General features: G+C 47.5%; 18 protein-coding genes. 1 reads left to right on the top strand and 17 read right to left on the bottom strand.

Features of this window, described 5'->3' with window-relative positions:
• Nucleotides 1-26: 26 nt before the first annotated feature.
• From ACFQRK_RS10290 to ACFQRK_RS10255, 8 genes are all read right to left on the bottom strand, one after another.
• Nucleotides 27-845 carry a PstS family phosphate ABC transporter substrate-binding protein gene (locus tag ACFQRK_RS10290; protein ID WP_379006226.1) on the bottom strand — a complete coding sequence of 273 codons (819 nt, stop codon included), beginning with the start codon at nucleotides 843-845 and terminating at the stop codon, nucleotides 27-29.
• 144 nt (nucleotides 846-989) lie between these two features.
• The gene (locus ACFQRK_RS10285; RefSeq protein ID WP_379006224.1) at nucleotides 990-1,223 is read right to left on the bottom strand and encodes a hypothetical protein; all 234 of its coding nucleotides are present in this window, start codon (nucleotides 1,221-1,223) and stop codon (nucleotides 990-992) included.
• Nucleotides 1,224-1,235: 12 nt separating this feature from the next.
• The gene (locus ACFQRK_RS10280) at nucleotides 1,236-2,069 is read right to left on the bottom strand and encodes an energy transducer TonB (protein ID WP_379006221.1); all 834 of its coding nucleotides are present in this window, start codon (nucleotides 2,067-2,069) and stop codon (nucleotides 1,236-1,238) included.
• Between the two features lie 25 nt (nucleotides 2,070-2,094).
• Nucleotides 2,095-2,607: an ExbD/TolR family protein gene (locus ACFQRK_RS10275; protein ID WP_379006218.1), complete on the bottom strand. Its 513-nt coding sequence runs from the start codon at nucleotides 2,605-2,607 to the stop codon at nucleotides 2,095-2,097.
• A 32-nt stretch (nucleotides 2,608-2,639) separates the two neighbouring features.
• Nucleotides 2,640-3,272 (bottom strand): ExbD/TolR family protein, encoded by a 633-nt coding sequence (locus tag ACFQRK_RS10270; RefSeq protein WP_379006215.1) that lies wholly within the window; start codon nucleotides 3,270-3,272, stop codon nucleotides 2,640-2,642.
• A gap of 73 nt (nucleotides 3,273-3,345) precedes the next feature.
• Nucleotides 3,346-4,176: a MotA/TolQ/ExbB proton channel family protein gene (locus tag ACFQRK_RS10265; protein ID WP_379006213.1), complete on the bottom strand. Its 831-nt coding sequence runs from the start codon at nucleotides 4,174-4,176 to the stop codon at nucleotides 3,346-3,348.
• Nucleotides 4,177-4,575: 399 nt separating this feature from the next.
• The gene (locus ACFQRK_RS10260) at nucleotides 4,576-4,917 is read right to left on the bottom strand and encodes a translation initiation factor (RefSeq protein ID WP_379006210.1); all 342 of its coding nucleotides are present in this window, start codon (nucleotides 4,915-4,917) and stop codon (nucleotides 4,576-4,578) included.
• A gap of 186 nt (nucleotides 4,918-5,103) precedes the next feature.
• The gene (locus ACFQRK_RS10255; RefSeq protein WP_379006208.1) at nucleotides 5,104-5,982 is read right to left on the bottom strand and encodes a diacylglycerol/lipid kinase family protein; all 879 of its coding nucleotides are present in this window, start codon (nucleotides 5,980-5,982) and stop codon (nucleotides 5,104-5,106) included.
• A 158-nt stretch (nucleotides 5,983-6,140) separates the two neighbouring features.
• Between ACFQRK_RS10255 and metK the strand changes: the two genes are divergently transcribed.
• On the top strand, nucleotides 6,141-7,394 hold the full coding sequence (metK, locus tag ACFQRK_RS10250) for a methionine adenosyltransferase (RefSeq protein WP_379006207.1): 1,254 nt from the start codon (nucleotides 6,141-6,143) through the stop codon (nucleotides 7,392-7,394).
• On the opposite strand, the gene fabD is transcribed toward metK, so the two are convergent.
• From fabD to map, 9 genes are all read right to left on the bottom strand, one after another.
• Entirely contained in the window at nucleotides 7,389-8,273 is an 885-nt protein-coding gene (gene fabD / locus ACFQRK_RS10245) for an ACP S-malonyltransferase (protein ID WP_379006204.1), read from the bottom strand. The genes metK and fabD overlap by 6 nt on opposite strands.
• A gap of 117 nt (nucleotides 8,274-8,390) precedes the next feature.
• A complete protein-coding gene (locus tag ACFQRK_RS10240) occupies nucleotides 8,391-11,276 on the bottom strand; it encodes a triple tyrosine motif-containing protein (protein WP_379006202.1) in 2,886 nt (961 codons plus the stop codon).
• A gap of 126 nt (nucleotides 11,277-11,402) precedes the next feature.
• A complete protein-coding gene (locus tag ACFQRK_RS10235; RefSeq protein WP_379006199.1) occupies nucleotides 11,403-13,826 on the bottom strand; it encodes a TonB-dependent receptor domain-containing protein in 2,424 nt (807 codons plus the stop codon).
• A gap of 87 nt (nucleotides 13,827-13,913) precedes the next feature.
• The gene (locus ACFQRK_RS10230) at nucleotides 13,914-15,572 is read right to left on the bottom strand and encodes a PspC domain-containing protein (RefSeq protein ID WP_379006198.1); all 1,659 of its coding nucleotides are present in this window, start codon (nucleotides 15,570-15,572) and stop codon (nucleotides 13,914-13,916) included.
• A gap of 14 nt (nucleotides 15,573-15,586) precedes the next feature.
• Nucleotides 15,587-15,964, bottom strand: coding sequence for a PadR family transcriptional regulator (locus ACFQRK_RS10225; RefSeq protein ID WP_379006195.1), 378 nt, complete (start codon nucleotides 15,962-15,964; stop codon nucleotides 15,587-15,589).
• Nucleotides 15,965-16,074: 110 nt separating this feature from the next.
• Nucleotides 16,075-16,548 carry a gliding motility lipoprotein GldH gene (locus ACFQRK_RS10220; RefSeq protein ID WP_379006981.1) on the bottom strand — a complete coding sequence of 158 codons (474 nt, stop codon included), beginning with the start codon at nucleotides 16,546-16,548 and terminating at the stop codon, nucleotides 16,075-16,077.
• Nucleotides 16,549-16,553: 5 nt separating this feature from the next.
• On the bottom strand, nucleotides 16,554-17,888 hold the full coding sequence (locus tag ACFQRK_RS10215; protein ID WP_379006192.1) for a stage 0 sporulation family protein: 1,335 nt from the start codon (nucleotides 17,886-17,888) through the stop codon (nucleotides 16,554-16,556).
• On the bottom strand, nucleotides 17,878-19,041 hold the full coding sequence (locus tag ACFQRK_RS10210) for an ATP-binding protein (RefSeq protein ID WP_379006190.1): 1,164 nt from the start codon (nucleotides 19,039-19,041) through the stop codon (nucleotides 17,878-17,880). Before ACFQRK_RS10210 ends, ACFQRK_RS10215 begins: the two co-directional genes overlap by 11 nt.
• 24 nt (nucleotides 19,042-19,065) lie before the next feature.
• On the bottom strand, nucleotides 19,066-19,830 hold the full coding sequence (map, locus tag ACFQRK_RS10205) for a type I methionyl aminopeptidase (RefSeq protein WP_379006188.1): 765 nt from the start codon (nucleotides 19,828-19,830) through the stop codon (nucleotides 19,066-19,068).
• Between the last annotated feature and the right edge of the window lie 37 nt (nucleotides 19,831-19,867).

The following is a 19,867-nucleotide window of genomic DNA, read 5'->3' as shown; positions in this document are numbered from 1 at the left end:
TCTTATTTAGTTTTAACTACTTTTATTTACTCTCTAATAATCAATTCTCTTGGCGGTATACTATCTGGCAACAACCCGGCTTTCAAAATCACCCGCTGACCAGATTCGCCGGTCAAAAAGGCTGCAAACCCCATGCCTAAACTTTTACGTGGTTCCGCGTTAATAATGTAAACCGGCCGGGCTAATGCATACAAGCTATCCGCCAAATTGGATTGAGAGGGCTTGTAATACCCTCCGCCTGCGGGTTCACCCTCACGGCCTTTTACGGCCAGTACCTTGATCCCATCCACATACCGCTTCGTGTTTCGGTCCGGTCTCATGATCCAACTCACACCAACCACCCCCACAGATTGGGGCGTCTCATACACGTATTTGAGCACATCGAGATTTGACTTCAACGCATATACCCCGTTATCCGGCAACGAATCAACATCCGCCAATTCTTTCAAAAGCCGGACCGTGCTCGAATTGGCGTTATCGAACACTAACCTATTCAACGAACCCGCAACTTCACCGCCTTTCATGATCGCTATCATATGATCCAGCGTAATCACCGAATCCGGGACCTGCTTGTTTACGACAACCGCTACGGCGTCCGTCGCAAACTTATACACTCGGGGCGTGAATTTACGCATTTTAAAGAACTCGTTTTCCTGCGCAGTCAGCTGCCTTGTCAACACGGCCACTTCCACTTCCTTATTCAAGAGTTTGTTGATGATTTGGTTCTCCTGCGCACTTGTCATATCTACGTCCGTTCGGTCGTACAAGTGCTCAAATACCTCAACCTGTTCTTCCATGACCGGGAGCAACGTTTCGTCCACGATCACGTTGACTTTCCCGCTCACAATGGTTTGGGCCCTCTCAGAGGGTGCATTGCTGCACGACCAAGAGGTGACTATTCCAACAAAAACGAGCCGTAATAATACTAATTTTTTCACGGTTATGAAAAAATAACCAATTTTTTACAAAAATTCAAACCCTCTCCCTGCTTACCGATTTTGCCAAAGTCGCACAAATCGGAAGAAAGAATAAACGACGAGTAACACACCAAATAATGTCCGCAGGGTCTGATCGAGCTGGAGCGGAAAATCTTTCCAAAAGATAATCACCATCCCCAAAGCAAAATAAAAACCGAACATGAACAGTCCCAAAATAGACAGAAACCGCTTGGTGGGCGATTTCTGTCTGCCATTCACGTTCTGTTGGTGCTGTTTCAATGCCAAACCGTGCTTGCTTTATTGTTGAAGGTTAAGCCGGATAGGCAATGTATACGCCACCCGCACCGGACGGCCGTTTTGCACGCCAGGGCTCCATTTTGCGGCCTTAGAAAGCAACTTTACCGCTGCTTCGCCGGTACCATATTTCAAGTCCCTGACTACTTTAATGTCGGTCAGGCTGCCATCCCGTTCCACAACAAATGACACTTGTACCTGTCCATTTACGCCGGCTTCAATGGCCGCTTGGGGGTAATCATAATTTTTACCTACCCATTCCATAAACGCCTTCATACCACCTGGCGGTTGAGGCTGCACTTCCACTGATTGGAAAATCTGATCACTTGAGGATTCCGTTACTTCCGCATCGACTTCACCTTCACCTACCGGTAAATCAATTCGGATTTCGGCGTTTGGATCCCCTTCAATCGTCTTCGATCCTGGATCAGCCAGTTTCAATTGCTCAACCGTAGGGGGTTCCTCATCCTGTACCTGTTCTGCCGGTACCACCTTCGGCTCAGGCATACGCACCTGGTCTACCCGAGGAGGGGGAGGTTCTACTGGTGGAGGAGGAGGCGGTTCCTCTTCGTTTACGGGTGGCGGCTCGGAAAGCACCACCTCGGTTTCAATAATTTGTTCTGTCGGCTCGTCACTACCCAGGTCCACTCCTATCCACCGTGCAATCGCAGGTGTCAACAGAAGCAGCACAAACGCAATGGATGCCGAAAACAGTCCGATATTGGTAGCTTTGGGTGACAACTTACGAAGGTCATATGCTCCGTAAGTCTTGTTTCGACCGTCAAATACCACATCGAGCCATTCTTTCTTAAAAATATCCAATTTTGAACCTAACATAGCTATCGTATTCTGTGGTTATTCATCAATCATTATACAAGTTGTCCCGTTTCAGCACCTCAATTTCTGGATCACTGATGGTACCGATCATATAAATCGGTGCCTTAATGATATTCATCTCATCGAGGATGTCAACCAGATTACGGTGTGTAGATTTTTCGCTGGGTCTTAGTACGATGATTAAGTCTTTTCCGGTCTGCTGTCTTACCTGCTCCATCTTTTTCATCAAGATGGGCCGGATGCCTTCTTTGCCATAGTCGACAATCTCGGGACCTTCAATCGGATTACTGTAATCGCCGTGATACCACTCGATCTTATTGTTGCTGCCAAGCAGCAGTGTTAAGGTACGGGTATCGGCTACCTCCAGCCTATCCTCCGGATCCTCCTCGTTCTTATCCGGCATGGCCACGTCCATGGCATTCGGCTTGTTGATCGACGTCGTAAGCATGAAAAAAGTGATCAAGAGGAACGCCAAATCCACCATGGCTGTCAAGTCCACTCTCGGCTGCTGCTTACCGCCGGTATTTAATTCTGCCATTTCTTATTTCCTTTACTGTTAAACTGCATTGCCTATAATTCCTCTCCAGCACGGAGACTGGTGATTAAGCTGAACTTATTCACCTTCTGGCTTTGCAATACGTCGATTACCTTTTTGATTTCAGGATATTTCTCTTCGGCATCGCCCTTGATCGAAATCCGCATTTCCGTATCCTTCAGCTCCTTGGTCGCCACGCGGGCCGAGTAGATCCAATGGAATAATTCATTGGTCAGTGCGTCCCCGGCCGTGTCAACGGGAATACCCGGCTGCAAGCCCGGCTTCACCCGGTCGTTGGGGCCCATGTTGATAAGTTGCTTCAAATTGCCCATCGGCACGCCAAAAGTTTCCATACCAGAAAACTTGGCTTTCTCTTCCGCCGTAAATGGTATCGAATACTTTTCAGACATGAGTTCCAGCATTCTGCCCCGCGCGTGTTGATTCACGACACCGAAAAAAACCTTCCCACCATCACCGATGGTAATCAGTCCCAGATCGTCATCAGGAACCTTGACTTGCGTTACCGACGCAGGCGTGTCCACCTGCAATGGCTCGGGCTGCCGGGCCGTGGCTGTCAATATGAAAAATGTGAGCAGCAGAAAAGACACATCGCACATGGCCGTCATGTCTATTGTCGTACTGGCTCTCTTTACTTTAACCCTTGGCATATGTGTTTCTTTTTATCTCTTTACTTATAGATGCATCTTCCTCCGGCTTTCCATAAACTACCGGAATTTAATTTTATTTATGTGAAGCTGCATAGGTTTGCACGATGGAGAACCCTGCCTCATCAATTGAGTAGGTCAACGTGTCGATTTTAGAAGTAAAGATGTTGTAAAATACGATGGCGATGGCCGAAGTAGCGATACCTGTTGCCGTGTTAATCAAGGCCTCAGAAATACCGTTTGCTAATTGCGCCGAATCAGGAGCACCACCGGTAGCCAACGCCGAGAATGCTTTGATCATCCCGGTTACCGTACCCAACAGACCGGTCAATGTACCGATAGAAACCAAGGTAGCCATAATAGTGAGGTTTTTCTCCAGCATCGGCATTTCCAGTGCTGTCGCTTCTTCAATTTCCTTCTGGATCGCAACCGTCGCCTGTTCCGTATCAAGGGCGGGATTTGCCGACACATCTTTGTACTTCAACAAACCTGCTTTAATTACGTTTGCTACGGAACCTTGTTGCTTATCGCATTCTGAGATAGCAGAATCAATGTTGCCTCCTCCGATAAGAGACTGGATTTTCCGCACGAAATTACCTACGTTGCCTTTTCCGGAAGCTCGGCCGATCACGATGAAGCGCTCAACTGCAAAAACCCATACCATCAAGAACAATCCCAATAATACAGGAACCACATATCCAGCGTGGTAAACCATTCCTAAGTAATTGCCTTCTTTCGGACGATTTGCAGGGTCGCCATCCACGAAGTTGTTCGGGTCACCCATAATATATCTCCATACCAATGCCCCGACAACGAAACAAATAATAATTGCCAGACTTGCAAAAACATTGGATGTTGAATTGCTCTTCTCCGTTTTAATTGTGCTTGTTTTTGGTGCGTTTGCCATCTTTTTGAATTTTAGATTTTAATGTTGTTAATTATGATTTTTAAGTAATTTGTACAATTTAATCCGTTGCTAGCCACCATAATGGCTAAAGCAAATATAGTATTTTAAAGTAAAAACAAAATGTCCCGTCAATAATTGTTTAGTAAACTATCTTAAGCCAAAGGAATGCGCAGCAGCAGCATCAGCACACCTTAACGTTCAGTGCTATAGTAATCACAAAGCAATTTCTGCACAATGAAAACTATTTTTTTTTGTAATTGCAAATTAAACATTCAAAATAAATAGGTTTTAGCAATGCATAAATGGCAATCTTACATTTATTGGATCCGCTGACATGGACCGGCATTTCGATTAATGCATTAATTGTCAATAATTTATTTAACATGTTTTACGCCCCTTCTATCCCCCGACAGGTTTGACCCGATAACCTTCCTCGTTAAGCAGTTGCAGAATACGTTGTTTGAAATCGCCCTGTACGATAATTTCGCCGTCTTTGGTACTCCCTCCCACTCCACATTTCTGCTTTAGTTTTTTACCTAAGGCTTCCAGATCATGCGAGGTACCCACAAAGCCTGTTATTAACGTTACGGTTTTGCCACCCCGCATCTTTTTGTCCAGCATCACCCGCAACTGTTGTTTGTGGTTAGGCAGCGTCTCTTCTTCCAGACTATCGGTCTCCTGATAGTGAAAGGCTTCATCCGTAGAATATACAACGCCGCTATACCGCTGTTTCTTTTTCATTCGTAAATAATTATTGATCTATTATTGTTTTTAGCGGCATCAATGAGATCGCTTCGCTAAGTATGTTCTTCAACCGCCTCACGGAACCTGCATTTGTGACGAAGCGTGCATGAGCTCCGGGTTTCACGTCCTTTACTAAACGACCGTTTCGACAATAAATTGTTTCGCTATCGCTAATAAATCCTGTCAGCAAAGAATACGCAGTGTGTCCGGGTTTACGGTGATGTCCAACATCGTGCCCATTTCCATGGGCTCTCCATCCACATGTACCGCATCCGAGGTATCTCGTTCGATATGGATCTTTTTCCCGGGGACAATCTCTACGTATTCTGATTGATCGGCTGTCTTGTTGAATAAATGGAACAGCATCATCGGAATAGTGTATAACGGAAATTTATGAATAATGCATACATCCAACACGCCATCCGTCACCGACGCCTGTGGCGCGACATACGCATTATTCCCATATTGCGGCGAATTAGCCACGCTGATCATAAATGCTTCCCGCTCAAAAGTCTTCCCATCGATATCCAACACGTACCGCTTCGGCTTGTAAGTACTGATTTCGGTTAACACGGCTTTTAGGTAACCGATCGGTCCCCGGATGTTGTCATTGGCAAATCGGTCACTTACCGATGCATCAAAGCCGATGCCTGCCATATTAAAAAATGCCAATCCGTTGATCGTGCCGCTATCAATAGTTATGGTTTCAAACCGATTTAGACGTCGCACCGCCGCGCGTTCGTTAAGCGGGATTCCGAGGTAAAGAGCCAGTCCGTTTCCGGACCCCTCTGGAATAATTCCCAACGCGGTCTCTGTACCATTCAACGCGGATGCAATTTCATTGATGGTCCCATCACCGCCCACGGCCACCACCAGGTCGAAACCTTCCTGTACCGCCTCTTTCCCCAATTTATTTGCATGACCTGGGTATTCGCTGAAAACAAAGTGAGCATCGTACAACCCGGCATCAAGTGCCTCGAGAGCCCGTTTTTCAAACCCCTTTTTCCTTTTGCCTCCCGATATGGGGTTAACCACAAATAAAACCCGTTTCTTTTTCCCCATGGCCACCATATAAGCCTGTTATCCGTGCAAAAGTATTAGCATTATCCATATAAATTGCCTTCTCCGCGATATTTTATATAAATTTAATACTGGGGCACTGTCTCAGTTTTGAAAACGACAAAAGTATCGTAGCTTTGCAGCCGAAATCAGATAGCGATATGCCATATTTATTTACATCAGAATCCGTTTCGGAAGGACATCCTGACAAGATTGCCGATCAAATTTCCGACGCGCTTATCGACAATTTCCTCGCTTGGGACGCCGACTCGCGCGTGGCTATCGAAACGTTAGTAACCACAGGACAGGTGGTTTTGGCTGGTGAGGTCAAATCCAAAATATACCTGGATGTACCGAAGATTGCTCGCGGGGTCATCGAACGCATCGGATACACAAAATCCGAGTATATGTTTGAAGCCAATTCATGCGGCATTCTGTCGGCCATCCACGAGCAGTCGCCTGATATCAACCAAGGAGTAGACCGCAAAGAAAAGCAGGAACAGGGTGCCGGCGATCAAGGCATCATGTTTGGCTATGCCAGTAATGAAACCGAGAATCTGATGCCGTTGGCATTGGACCTGGCACACCGGCTGCTGTACGAGCTGGCTGCCCTGCGTCGGGAAAACAAGGAAATCACGTACCTTCGGCCCGACTCAAAAGCCCAGGTAACACTTGAATACGACGACACCCACAAGCCCATCCGAATTGATGCCATTGTGGTTTCCACCCAGCATGATGACTTCGACACCGAAGAAGCGATGTTGGCCAAGATAAAATCAGACATAGTTAACATCCTGGTGCCTCGCGTGAAAGGCCAGTTAAAACCTGAACTGCAGCGTTTGTTTACAGACGACATTACCTATCACATCAATCCCACCGGCAAATTTGTCATCGGTGGTCCCCATGGTGACACCGGATTGACGGGAAGAAAAATTATCGTAGACACCTATGGGGGTAAAGGCGGCCACGGTGGTGGTGCTTTCTCCGGAAAGGATCCATCCAAGGTTGATCGCTCGGCTGCGTATGCTACCCGGCACATTGCGAAGAACCTTGTCGCAGCGGGTGTAGCAGACGAACTATTGGTGCAAATATCGTATGCCATTGGGGTCAAAGATCCCATAGGTATTTATGTCAACACGTACGGGACGTCCAAAGTCGGGCTATCAGATGGCGAGATCGCCCGTAAAATCCGTGAGTTGTTTGACATGACGCCTTACGGTATCGAAACTCGGTTAAAACTACGCAGTCCCATTTATTCTGAAACCGCTGCTTATGGGCATATGGGGCGTGAACCTCGTACGGTAACCAAGACGTTTGAAAACAGCAATGGCGAAACAACTTCGCTGGAAGTTGAATTATTCACTTGGGAAAAATTGGACTATGTAGATCAGGTGAAAACCGCGTTTGGCTTATAAAGCAGCCGCAGCGGTTTCCATTTGCCGGTTTATTTTCTTTACCAGCCCCTGTAGCACATTGCCCGGTCCAACCTCGGTAAACGAGGCAGCGCCATCATCAATCATATGAACGATGGTTTGCGTCCAGCGTACCGGTCCGGTAAGCTGCTCAATCAGATTTTGCTTGATTGCATCCGGATCGGTATACGGCTTCGCATCGATATTCTGATACACCTGGCATACCGGTTTTTGAATTCGCACCGCCTCGATTGCTGTTTGCAGTTCAACCCGGGCTGCCTCCATCAAAGGGGAATGAAACGCCCCTCCCACATTGAGCTTGAGTGCTCTTTTGGCACCTGCTTCCAACAGCAGCTCACACGCTTTTTCGACTCCGGCGATTGTTCCCGATATGACCAATTGTCCCGGACAGTTATAGTTGGCAGGCACCACGACATCGCTGACGCGCTGGCAGATATCTTCTACCGTAAAATCGTCGAGCCCAAGGATAGCGGCCATTGTGGAGGGCTGAATTTCGGTGGCCTTCTGCATGGCATTTGCGCGGGTAGCCACGAGCCGCAGCCCGTCTTCAAAACTCAATGCTCCCGCCGAAACCAGCGCGGAAAATTCGCCCAGTGAGTGTCCCGCCACCATCTGCGGATGAAACGATTTTCCCATCGCTTTCGCCAGGATAACCGAGTGAAGAAAAATCGCGGGTTGCGTTACCTTAGTCTGCTTTAAGTCTTCATCAGTCCCGTCAAACATTATATCAGTAATCCGGAAGCCTAAAATCTCGTTGGCTTGCTCAAAGAGGAACTTCGTCTCTTCACTGTGATCGTACAGCTCTTTGCCCATGCCTACAAATTGCGCGCCTTGTCCAGGAAAAATGTATGCTTTTTTCATTTTGTTGTTCAGTTTAATTCAATACAGGTGTTGTTTGCAGACGCTTGCAAAGATATTATTACCTAGGTAAAAGATCGAACCTTATTTTCAATTCCTATCCGGTTTCCAACAATCCGCCTAAACTTCCATTAAAAACTCCGTAAGATTTTTATGGTGCGGAAGGCTCAGCTTCTTCCGTAACCGATACCGTCTGATCTCTACACCCCGGGTGGTAATATTGAGTAACGAAGCTATTTCCTTGCTGCTCATATTCATACGCAGGTAAGCGCACAACTTCAAATCATTGGGTACCAATTCCGGATAATCAGCCTTCAGTTTTTTGAAGAAATTTTCATGAGCCTCATTGAAGCTTTCTTCAAATACATTCCAGTCCCGTTCATCGCTCCGGGCATCTTCAATGATTTTATTGATTTTACGGAGCTGTTCCCCAGACAACTTGCGCCCCTCGCCATCCCTAAGCTCCAACAGTTCATCGTGCACGTTGTTAAGCAGTTCATTTTTATAGACAATGTTCATTGCTGAATTGGCCAATTCACGGTTTTTGCTGGCTAATTCCTGCTCCAATTGTTCGTTTTTGATTTTAATAAGGCGTTGTTCATTTTCCTCCGCTTCTTTCCGCAGCAACTCTTGCTGTTGCCTGGTCATGTTCTCCTGTACGATTCTACGATGCTTACGTATCTTATATCGGTACCAATTGCGACCGGCAATCAGAACAAGTATCAACACAACCGCGTATAACGCGAACGCCATCCAGGATAAGTACCAGGGCGGCAAAATGGTGAACCGGTACTCGGTGATCGCCGATGTTGTTCCATCCGCCGCCATGGCCCGTACCCGAAATACATATTCACCCGATCCCAAGTTCGTAAATTCCTTTTGTGCAGCTTCATCCCATTCTGACCAAGTTCGTGAATATCCTTCCAGATAGAACTGATACCGTAAGGCAATAGCGCTATACCAAGGCGATGCATAAGTGATTCTGAGGTTATTATGCCGATAGGGGATTTCCGGTACCGTGTCGTTGTTATACCATTTGGCAGAAAGGCTATCGGTAATATTGCGGACCGTCCGGATCAACGGACGAGGTAGACGGGGCGCAGCAACCGTCGAATCCTTAGCCCGGTAAATCGCGAAGCCATCGTCCAACCCCACGAGGTATACGTCGCCTTCAATGCGGTTAACGCTTTCATAATATTTCATCATCCTGCCATTAAGCATGGCAAATTGCGTGGAATCCACTTGCAGGGTCCCTTTCACACCAAAGTAAACCAGTGACATCCGCGCACGGTTGATAAACCAATACCGATTGGCATCTGCACGGATGATTTTGTTCGAGAAAGCAAAGGATCCCAGTTGCTCGTTCAATTGGTCATACCGATAAAACCGATCCGCGATATCATCGTATCGGTAAAATCCGCTATCCGTGGCAAAAACCGGCCGGCCTCCCAACTCAAATACATTCACAAACGTACTCTCGGGCAATCCGTGGGTGGAATCATAGGCATGGACCTCTTGCACATCGCGTAGCGCAGTATCCAGCGATAACAGCCGCAAGCCCTTGTAACCGCTTGCCCAGACCTCAGTTTTCGATATGGGTTCGATAAATTGGGTCGGATCGCTGTACCCCCCTATACGGTGTGCAAATTGCCAGCCGCTTTGGTCTTTTTTAAACACTGTCAGCCCTGTGTAGGTCCCCTGTAACAGGGTATTGGGCCGGTTAGCGACCGGCTTCAATGCCCAACCACCGGTTACAGGCGACAATCGCTCCAGCAAACCGCCGGTCACCCGAAATGTGCCATCGTTATGACCGCACAGCAATTCACCATCCATAACCGCCAAATCCCATACCTGTCCCTGCGATCCTTCAACCAACGAAAAGGAGAAAGGCCGGTACCCTTCCTCAACCGGCCATCGACTGTAAAACAATCCCTGATTGGTACCTAAATAGATATTGCCGCCGAAAATCTTCGCGGTATACACGGTGCCAATGCTACCGCTGTTGTCGGTATAGTAATAAATGGGCGTATTAATTTCAATCCGGTCTACCCCATTATCCAATCCGACCCAAATATTCTGTTGGAGATCGGCGTGTAGGCCCAGCACCGTATTGTTTTGCAGCCCATTCCCTTTATGGACGTGTTGCACGATGGACCCTTTTTCGTCTATAATCACCAATCCTTGGAGAATCGTGCCAAAGGCATAATAACGATCCAGCACCTTCAACCCATTGTTAAGCTGGGCGGACCGCAAAAGGCCATCGGCAGCATTCTGCCATTTATGGACGATGCCGTTACTATCCATTCGGAACAATCCGGATTTGGCGGTACCGATAAGAATCTCATTTCCATCTCCGAAGGGCAGCATGGTCAGAATATTTGCCCCCTTTAGCACATCTTTGTTCCGTATCGGCACCAATGCGCTTCCTTGCAATTCGTGAACTCCGTCGGGAATTAATTCAATAAAAATTCGATCCCGTACCTGATGTAAAAATAGAAAAGGCTGGCCGTTGCCTTTAACCGTTTGCAATTGGTTATTTTCGTAAATATATACGGTCGAAAATGACTGGAAAAGCACCCGATCGCGATCCACGACAATTTTCCAGATCTCATCCCGTACCGCATCCTTCTCATTCAACAAACGGCTTATTGAATGATACTGCTTGTACCCATTTCCCGTGTTTTCCCAATAGCCGAACTCGGCCAGCCCCCCCGTATAAATTCTGCCCGTATCATCCACTGCCACACTCCGGACCGTACTTTTATTGGGAAGGTAATGCAGCGTCCAATATTGTCCGTCAAAAGCCAACAAACCATCTGCATTGCCGAAATACATTACCCCATCTTTTCCTACCGCCACGGCCCAATTCTGGTTACCGGCTTTGTATTCGGCCTTCGGGTATTGCTGTACTAACGGCGAGCCGATACGTGGTATCTCCTGGGCATGGGTTCCGCCAAGGAAAAAAAGCACATTAAGTAAAATAGTTGCAAATGATTTCTTGAACATATCTGTCCGACGAACGTTAACTATACACAAACATAAGGAATTCACATGTGAACACCCAGTCCGCCAAAAAAACCGCCGCCGATTCACATCAGCGGCGGCGAACCACAAATTATATGCCCACACACACTAAGGCATATTAATACGGCTTTTTTCTTCGCTCTGGGTTTCCCGGCGGGCGCCGCTTTTCAGATTCCCAAAGCTGTAAGTGAAGGTAAGCCGCGCAACCCTTGTTTCATTTTTCTGATTAACAATCGTATTCATGTTGTTATAGCGGGTCCGTACGTCCTGGATACGGGTGTCGAAAATGTCGCTTACGGAAAGCTTCAAGTTGGCTTTTTTATGATAAAAGGACTTATTCAATCCCGCGTCAATGGACCATTGCGCACCGATGTGGTATACACTGTATATTAGCGACGATCGATAGTTGACCGACGCCTCGGCGGTCAACGTACTCAAAATGTTGAACGTATGGTTACTGCGCAACTGCCATGCAAATTGCCCCTGTTTAAGGTAATCGCCGTTCAACGGTCCTTCAAATCCCATGTAATAAGCATTCAGGTTGGTTTGGGTATTCCAATATTTCGCCACTTTTATCGGCAGATTGAGGTTGGCATACCAGACTTCCTGCATCGCAAGATTGTCTCGGGTTACCCAGGTCCGTTTGGTCACGAGGTCCTGGTTCATGGACTCGGCAATCACGTCGTTTGTACGATTATAACCCGCACTTAGGTGATATTTTTGCTTCAAGGTGTAGGAAGCCTCAAATGCGTGTGTATATTCCGGTTTGAGATAAGGGTTTCCTTGCTCAAAGGTATATTGATCAAGGAAATACTCAAAGGGATTGAGGTTGCCATAGTTCGGCCGATTGATCCGCTTGCTGTAGGAAATCCCAGTCTGATGGTCATCAGAGATGTTATAATTGACGAATATACTTGGGAACAGGTCCAAATAATCCCGTTTAACCCGGTTGGCCAGGGTAATCGAATTGCCGTCTGAAACCGTATATTCGCCCCGCAATCCCATTTGGACACCCCATTTGCCCAATTGCGTGTTATAATTCAGATAAGCCGCTGCGACCGCTTCCTCGTAAAGGAAGTGGTTGGTCCTGCCTTGATCGTTCTGCCATTGTCCGTTCACCTGATTTTCGAAACGCATATCGTTGTCTGATGAAACATCGCTGTATTTCAAGCCGGCCTCTATCTTATTTTTCTTGTCTATGGGATGGGTATAGTCTACCTTGGCCACGCGGATGTCGATAATGGTGGGCATGTCGCTGCGCGACAATAACGGTTCATCCTTGATAGCGCCTGAAGGCAAGTAGAATGTGTTGTTATAATTGGCGCGGTTATGATTCGAGAACCGCGACATATCCACGTCAGCCACTAATTTCCTGCCATTACTGTCAATGGTGAATTGGTTATTTATATTTACGGCGAAGCTCGAATAACGACCATCGAAAATCGAGGAGGTAGCCAGTGTTGAATCTGGAACGGCTACCGTCCGGCCGATCAACGTATTACTCGCGTTGTTGTTATCATTGCCACTGGCATATCCGCTCACAACGATACCGAGCACATTTCGATCCGACGTGTTGTAGTCAATACCTCCACGGTAGTTATGACTACGGTTTCTGCGATTAAAATTGGTATATTGCTGAAAATCCGTGCGATCATTTTCCCCTAAGATGGAACGAAAAATATCAAATTCACTCCCGCCCCGATTATTCATATAGCTGTAGGTTCCGAACACATTCACGCGTCCAACCTTGTGATTGAGGTTCACGGACGTGTTTGCTTTATGACCGAAACCGTAGCCCGTTCCCAGTGTAAACGTGCCATTCGTGCCCGCCAACCGGTTTTTCTTGAGCACGATATTAATCATTCCTGCCGTACCGGAGGCATCGTATTTTGAAGACGGATTGGTAATCAGTTCAATTGATTTTATCGTGTTTCCGTCCATATTGCGCAAGAAATTGGCCAATTGCTCGGCCGAAAGATAGGTTTGCTTGCCGTCGATCATCACCGTAACCCCTTGCTTGCCCATAAGGCTGATGTTATCGTCTTTATCTACGGTTACCCCCGGCGAACGTTCAAGGATATCCAAGGCAGTATTGCCGGCGGCGAGCGTAGAATTTTCGACATTAACCACCAGCATATCCGGCTTACGTTCAACCAACGGCCGTTGGGGAGCCGTTACCGCTACTTCAGCCAATACGGTATGGGTAGGCTTAAGCACTAATGCCCCCGCATCGGTTGTCCCCTTATCCGCCGTAATCTGTATGATTTGGCTCGCTGCATCAATATAACCGATCAGCACAGCAGAAATCAGGTATTCGCCCCGGGGGAGATTCCCAAAAGCGTATTGACCTTTTTCATCGGGAAAATCGGTCTTCAGAATCGTTGAATCTTTTGCCCGAAGCAAATTGACCGTAGCCAGGTCAAGTGGCGCATGCTTTTCATCGACCACCCTACCCTTCAAGGCCGCTTCCTGAGCATATACTCCTGAGTACAGCGAAAGGATTGACAATACTATTTTGATGAGCCTACTCATGTATTATATGTTGCATTTATTGAGGTGGTATCCTGAAAGAACGGGACATTAGTAGGACGCTCCAGGCATCAAAAAGTTGCACGAGCACTAATTATCTTTAAGCGCAACGGTATCCGGTGTAGCGATGCTGTCCATGCGTGCCGTATCAATGCTGTCAGGCTTTTCTTCCTCCACAGGTGCGGACATTGCACATTTCAACCCGGATTCCAGCATGATCCACTCGGTTTTATCGGGCCGGTTTCCATCCGGATATTGATAATTTTCTTCGCACTGGTTAAAAGGTATGTCGGAAATGTGCCGTTGCAAGTCTCTATCAATAAGAAGCCTTGCTCCGACGGGAATATTCAATGTTACGTACAACCGTTGGTCACGCATCAGGTCCTCGTCACCCAGGTTGAAATGACTGTCGAAAATCAACCTGTCCGCCTGTTGCTCGAAATGATAGTCGATTCTGCCTGCACGCTCGGCAGCCCGTTCATACGTTGCTCCATGTGCGGAATATTCGTAGGTTAACGACGGTGGCTGTGTGGAATCCACTTTCGCAATGCGCATATACATGCGGCTTTGCCATTCCATCATGTTCCGATTGCGGATAATGGCGCGCTTACGAATCAATGACGTCCGATCGGTCGAATCGTTTTGCAACCGGATAACCGTCATGTCATTTTTTGATAAATGATATACGGGCTGCTTTTCCAGCGGGCGCTCCTCGACAAGGGTGCTTTCCTCCCGGAAATCATTCGCTGTGCGGGCTGCATATACTGTGGTAAAACCCACTGCAATCAACCACATGGCCAGTAGCGTAAAGCCGGTATATCGGCCCATTGCCGATCGGTTAAATAAAATCCGGATAATCAGCGCGACGAGCGCGATGAATGGAATTACGGCCACAAAAAGTGCACTGATCAGCATAGGAGTACGATAGGCCGGTTCAATCACGTTTAGCGGAAACATTGCCATATCGGTATCGCTTCCTAAAAATCCGAAAGAAGCAATGATACTGATGACCAGAACAACCAATCCGCCGCATAAACCGATGATAAATAGTACGCCAATGACTTTGGCTAACACCACAAAGGCTTTAACCAGAAAATTGCCGGCCGAGTTCAAGCCTCTTTTAAGCCCTTCCTCGGCCCCTGTAAAATTTGTGCGGAGGCCCTCCATTTCCTCCTGAAAACTCCGCTTGAAATTCTGCAAGTTGGGCGCTTCCCCGCGCATAGCCATGCGGTCGGCCCTGGTTCGGGCCAGCGGCATCACAATCCAAAGAATGATGTATAGAAGGACTCCCGCGCCACCGAAGATAAACAACAGCACAAGAATAAGCCGGATCCAGCGCGACTCTATGCCGAAATAGTGACCCAACCCGCTGCATACACCTCCGAATACCTTGTCATCCGGATCGCGCATCAACTTACGTTGCCCACTCATCGGCGGAATATCATACGTTTCGTCTGCCGACGCATACGCCTCCTCGGGGTCTCCTGCCTCAAAATCGCTTACCCGCCCCATCTGGGCAATCACATCATTGACATCCTGCATCGTAATGACTTCCTTTTTTCCTTGCACGATACGCTCACTGAACATTTCAGCGATGCGGTTTTCAATATCGCCGACAATCTCATGGCTGTCTGCGGTGTACCCAAAGTGCCTTTTGACATCAATCATATACGTGCGGAGCACCTCATAAGCATCTTCCTCAATGTGAAAGACAATGCCGTTTATATTGATAATGATGGTCCTGTTCATTGTTTTGTGGTTTTTTATTGTTCGTTTTTTGATATATCGTGATGTGTATTGTCCGCTTCCGTGATCCGCCCCTCCATGGATGTTTTCACCGCGAAGACCAGTTCTTCCCATGTCGTGTCCAGTTTGTTAAGGACTTCCAGTCCGGACGGTGTAATCTGGTAATACTTACGGGGAGGGCCCGAGGTCGATTCTTTCCAGCTGTAACTCAACAGACCATTGTTCTTAAGCCGGGTAAGTAAGGGATATAAAGTACCCTCTACCACCAGCAATCGCGCCTTCTTCAACTCGCCGATGATGTCTGAGGCATAAATCTCGCCCCGCGAGATAATCGAAAGGATACAGTATTCCAGTATCCCCTTCCTCATTTGGGTTTGCGTGTTATCTACTATCATAATACAAAGATATATGTTTTAGTTTGTACTATGCAATACATAGTAGTATATAAAAACATATCTAATTGATTATCAAAAAGAAAATTTAAGTTAAGATGAGCAGACCTAGGTTATTTGGTGGGTTCGACACGGATCCCCACGTCTACAATTCCTTGCAAGGGGTTCTCACGCATATTCTGTTCCAGGGTGAACACGTAATTGCCGGTATCGGGAAAGCGTACAGATTCTTTGATCAGATGCTGGTGTGCATACACACTTCCGGCACCCCGGCCCAGCCACCTTCCATCGGATTCAGCCAGGGTCAACTCAATCCGTTCGGTTGTATCACGCCCGTTGGGCTGGCGCTGATGCAATAGCACAAATACATTGGAATAGGCATAATCAGGTGTATGTCGGAGATTAAGGTAAATGGCATATGGTCTGGTAATATCGGTAATATGCGCAGTCAACTGAGGTCGGTCTTCATAATGCCAGGCATGATCGGCAATGGCGACGTTCTGGTCCAATACAGCCGTGTCCGTACAGGATACCGTGCAGAAAGCCCCTACTAAAATTACACCGAATGTTGTCAGACTAATGCGCACGATCGTCAACTATCTTGTCCGGTTTGTGATTGCCCGCCCCCTTTTGCCTTCCGGTTGTTCCCACGGAAACGCTTCTTGGGTTTTGACGTTTTTGTTTCAGCAGATTTATTTTCTTTTTCGGATACCGGTTGTTTAATCACCTTCCCGACATCTCCACTTTTTTCCTGAGATGGATTTGCGGCAGCCTTCTTTCCTTCGGGTTTCCGTTTGCTTTTCCCCGAACGCCGTTTTTTCCTATTCCGGTCGTCCAAACGGGTAAGGCTATCCTGACCTACCACGTTTTCGTAATCATAGGTGACTGGCTTTTCTTCCGGAGTATCCAGAACTACCGCACCGATCTCCGCCGGTTTCACACCGTCTTTGTTCAACCGGTGTATCTCTTTCACCCGATCAGTCGTGAGGGGTATCCAATTTTCTTCCCCAGGGTAGCTAAACCACATCAATTTTTTAAAGATGTCGGTTTTTTGCAGGAAAGCCACGCCTCGCTGCGTTTCAATCCGCTCGATATTGTTAGGTATATCCTTTAAGGCATCCATGTAGCTATCCAGCTCATAGTTAAGGCAGCATTTGAGCTTTCCGCATTGCCCGGCCAGCTTTAGCGTATTCAACGAAAGGTTCTGATAACGCGCCGCCGAAGTGGATACCGTTTTAAAGTCGGTGAGCCAGGTCGAGCAGCATAGCTCTCTGCCACATGAACCGATACCGCCAAGCCTACTGGCCTCTTGTCGCATCCCGATCTGCCGCATTTCAATGCGGATACGGAAAGTTTCCGCCATACGCTTGATCAGCTCCCTGAAATCTACCCGGCCATCGGCGGTATAGTAAAACGTAGCCTTGGACTTGTCGCCTTGGTAATCGACGTCACTGATTTTCATGGAAAGCCCTAAGTCCAATGCCAGCTTACGGGCACGATGCATGGTTTCCCACTCGAGATCTTTGGCGGCCTGCCATTTCTTGATGTCTGCATCCGTGACTTTCCGGTAAATTTTCTTGGTTACGCTGGTCGCATCGACATTATTTTTCTTTAATTGCAGCCGCACCAGTTCGCCTGTCATAGACACATGGCCGATGTCATATCCGCCCGCACTTGGCTCTACCGCCACCATTTCGCCCATTTCAAGGTAGAGGTTTTCATGGTTAATGTAGAAATCCTTCCGCGACCCCTTAAACCTTACCTCCACAATGTTGAAGGGCTTATAATTTGTTGGCATGTCCATATTGGCCAGCCAATCGTATACATCTAATTTATTGCATCCGCTCGTCATGCAGGCGCCATTGTTTTCGCAACCTGCCGGTGTAGTACCACACCCTCCGCCGGATGAGCAACTGCTACATCCCATAGTGATCGATATATGTTGAGTCCGCCAATCGGCGGAACGTTTGATATTTAAAAATTAAAACCAGCTGCAAAGATACATCTAAAAATAATATTTTTGGATTGGCATTGCGCTCGATGTGGTAATGTGCCTCTTCAAAAAGGCGGATCGCCCCCTCGATTTGCGCCATCCGATAATGCTTACTGAACTTCTGCACGAAATCAAGCTCCCCACTTGGCAGATGGACTAATTGCGACATATTTTCCTTCAGCAACACCGCCTGACGCATCATATTTAAGGTGTAAAGTAAGAAACTTTTTTGATTTTCACGGCCCAATTTCGATAACTCGTCCTCACAGATCTTAACCAGGGAAAGGCCGGTGTCGGTCACGCAATAGCGCAGCCAACGGATCATCAGATCAAAATGATCTTTGGTTTCCTCGCCAAGCAAATTGATAGCCTGCTGGATATTCCCCCCACTGATAAACGCGATCTCTTCGGCCTGATGCTTGCTTAGCTGCTGTTTTTCCATAAGGTATCCCGATACCTCCCCATCAGTAAGCCGGTTGATCTTGACAAGCTGGGTACGGGAGATAATCGTATTAAGTATCCGATCCTGGCTTTCTGCAACCAAAAGAAAAAGCGTCTTCTCCGGAGGCTCCTCGATCAGCTTCAGTAACGCATTCCCCTGCGCGTCCAAGTATTCGGGCAACCATAATATGAGCACTTTGTACTCAGCCTCAAAAGCCTTCAGGCTCAACTTCTTGATAATATGATGTGCCTCTGCAATATTGATATTTGCTTGCTTATTTTCTGCATCAAATTGTGCCCGCCAGGAATCAAGCCCCAGGTAGGGATTCTCTAAAAAAGCCTTCCGCCATTCTTCTGCATAGGTTGCTGCGGTATCTTCTTTATGCTTCGCGAAAAACGGGTAGGAAAAATGCAGGTCGGGATGAATGAGTTTGTTGTATTTGCGGCAGGCTGCACATTCGCCGCAGCTGTCGTCGGCTTGCTTGTTTTCGCAGTTAATGTACTGCGCATACGCCACCGCCAGTGCGAGACTTCCACATCCTTCGGGACCTAAGAAAAGCTGTGCGTGACTTACGCGATTTTCCGTTACGGTGTTAATGAGATTCCGCTTGATTGCGGTCTGCCCGACAATTTCATTGAATAGCATACGTCGCCTGATCCCCTCCCCTTATCAATTCCATATTCCGTTTTGTTGTGTCAGGATGACGGGCTGACCATCGGTAACCACAATGGTATGCTCGTGTTGCGCCACAAAGCCGCCCTTATTGCCTACCAAAGTCCATCCGTCTTTTGTGGTAAGCGCAATCGTTGAACGACTTGAGATAAATGTTTCGATGGCAACCACCGTATTCTTTTTAAACCGGTTCTTATTAAACCGGTCATAATAGTTAGCAATCTCACCGGGTTCCTCGTGCAAACTCCGGCCCACGCCGTGACCCGTTAAGTTTTTAATGACAGTATATCCGCGTTTTTTCGCTTCGGTCTCAATCAGTTTCCCGATATCCGCAATCCGAACTCCGCCTTTGATCTGGTGGATAGCCTTCCACAAAATATCCTTGGAAGCATCAATCAACGGCTGATGGCCATGGATATCCCGGCCCAACACAAACGAACCACCGTTGTCGGCCCAATAGCCGTCAAGCATTGCGGAAACGTCGACATTAACCAGGTCGCCTTCCTGCATGACGCGGTCATCCGCGGGAATTCCATGCGCAACCTCCCCATTCAAGCTGATACAGGTCCAGCCAGGAAACCCATAGGTCAATGTCGGTGCAGATTTTGCGCCGCTCGCCTCGAAAAGCGCACGCCCATAATCGTCCAATTGCTTGGTAGTCATGCCCGGCTTTGCATAATCGCGCATCGCCTTTAAGGTAGTTGCTACCACCTCGCTGACACGTTGCATTCCTATCCGTTCAGATTCACTGGAGATTGACATGTTTCTATCGCGTTATTTCCAATACCCTAATTGTCTT

Source organism: Parapedobacter sp. GCM10030251, from assembly GCF_042666505.1.
GTDB lineage: Bacteria > Bacteroidota > Bacteroidia > Sphingobacteriales > Sphingobacteriaceae > Parapedobacter.
This window is presented reverse-complemented; position numbering and strand designations above follow the sequence as displayed.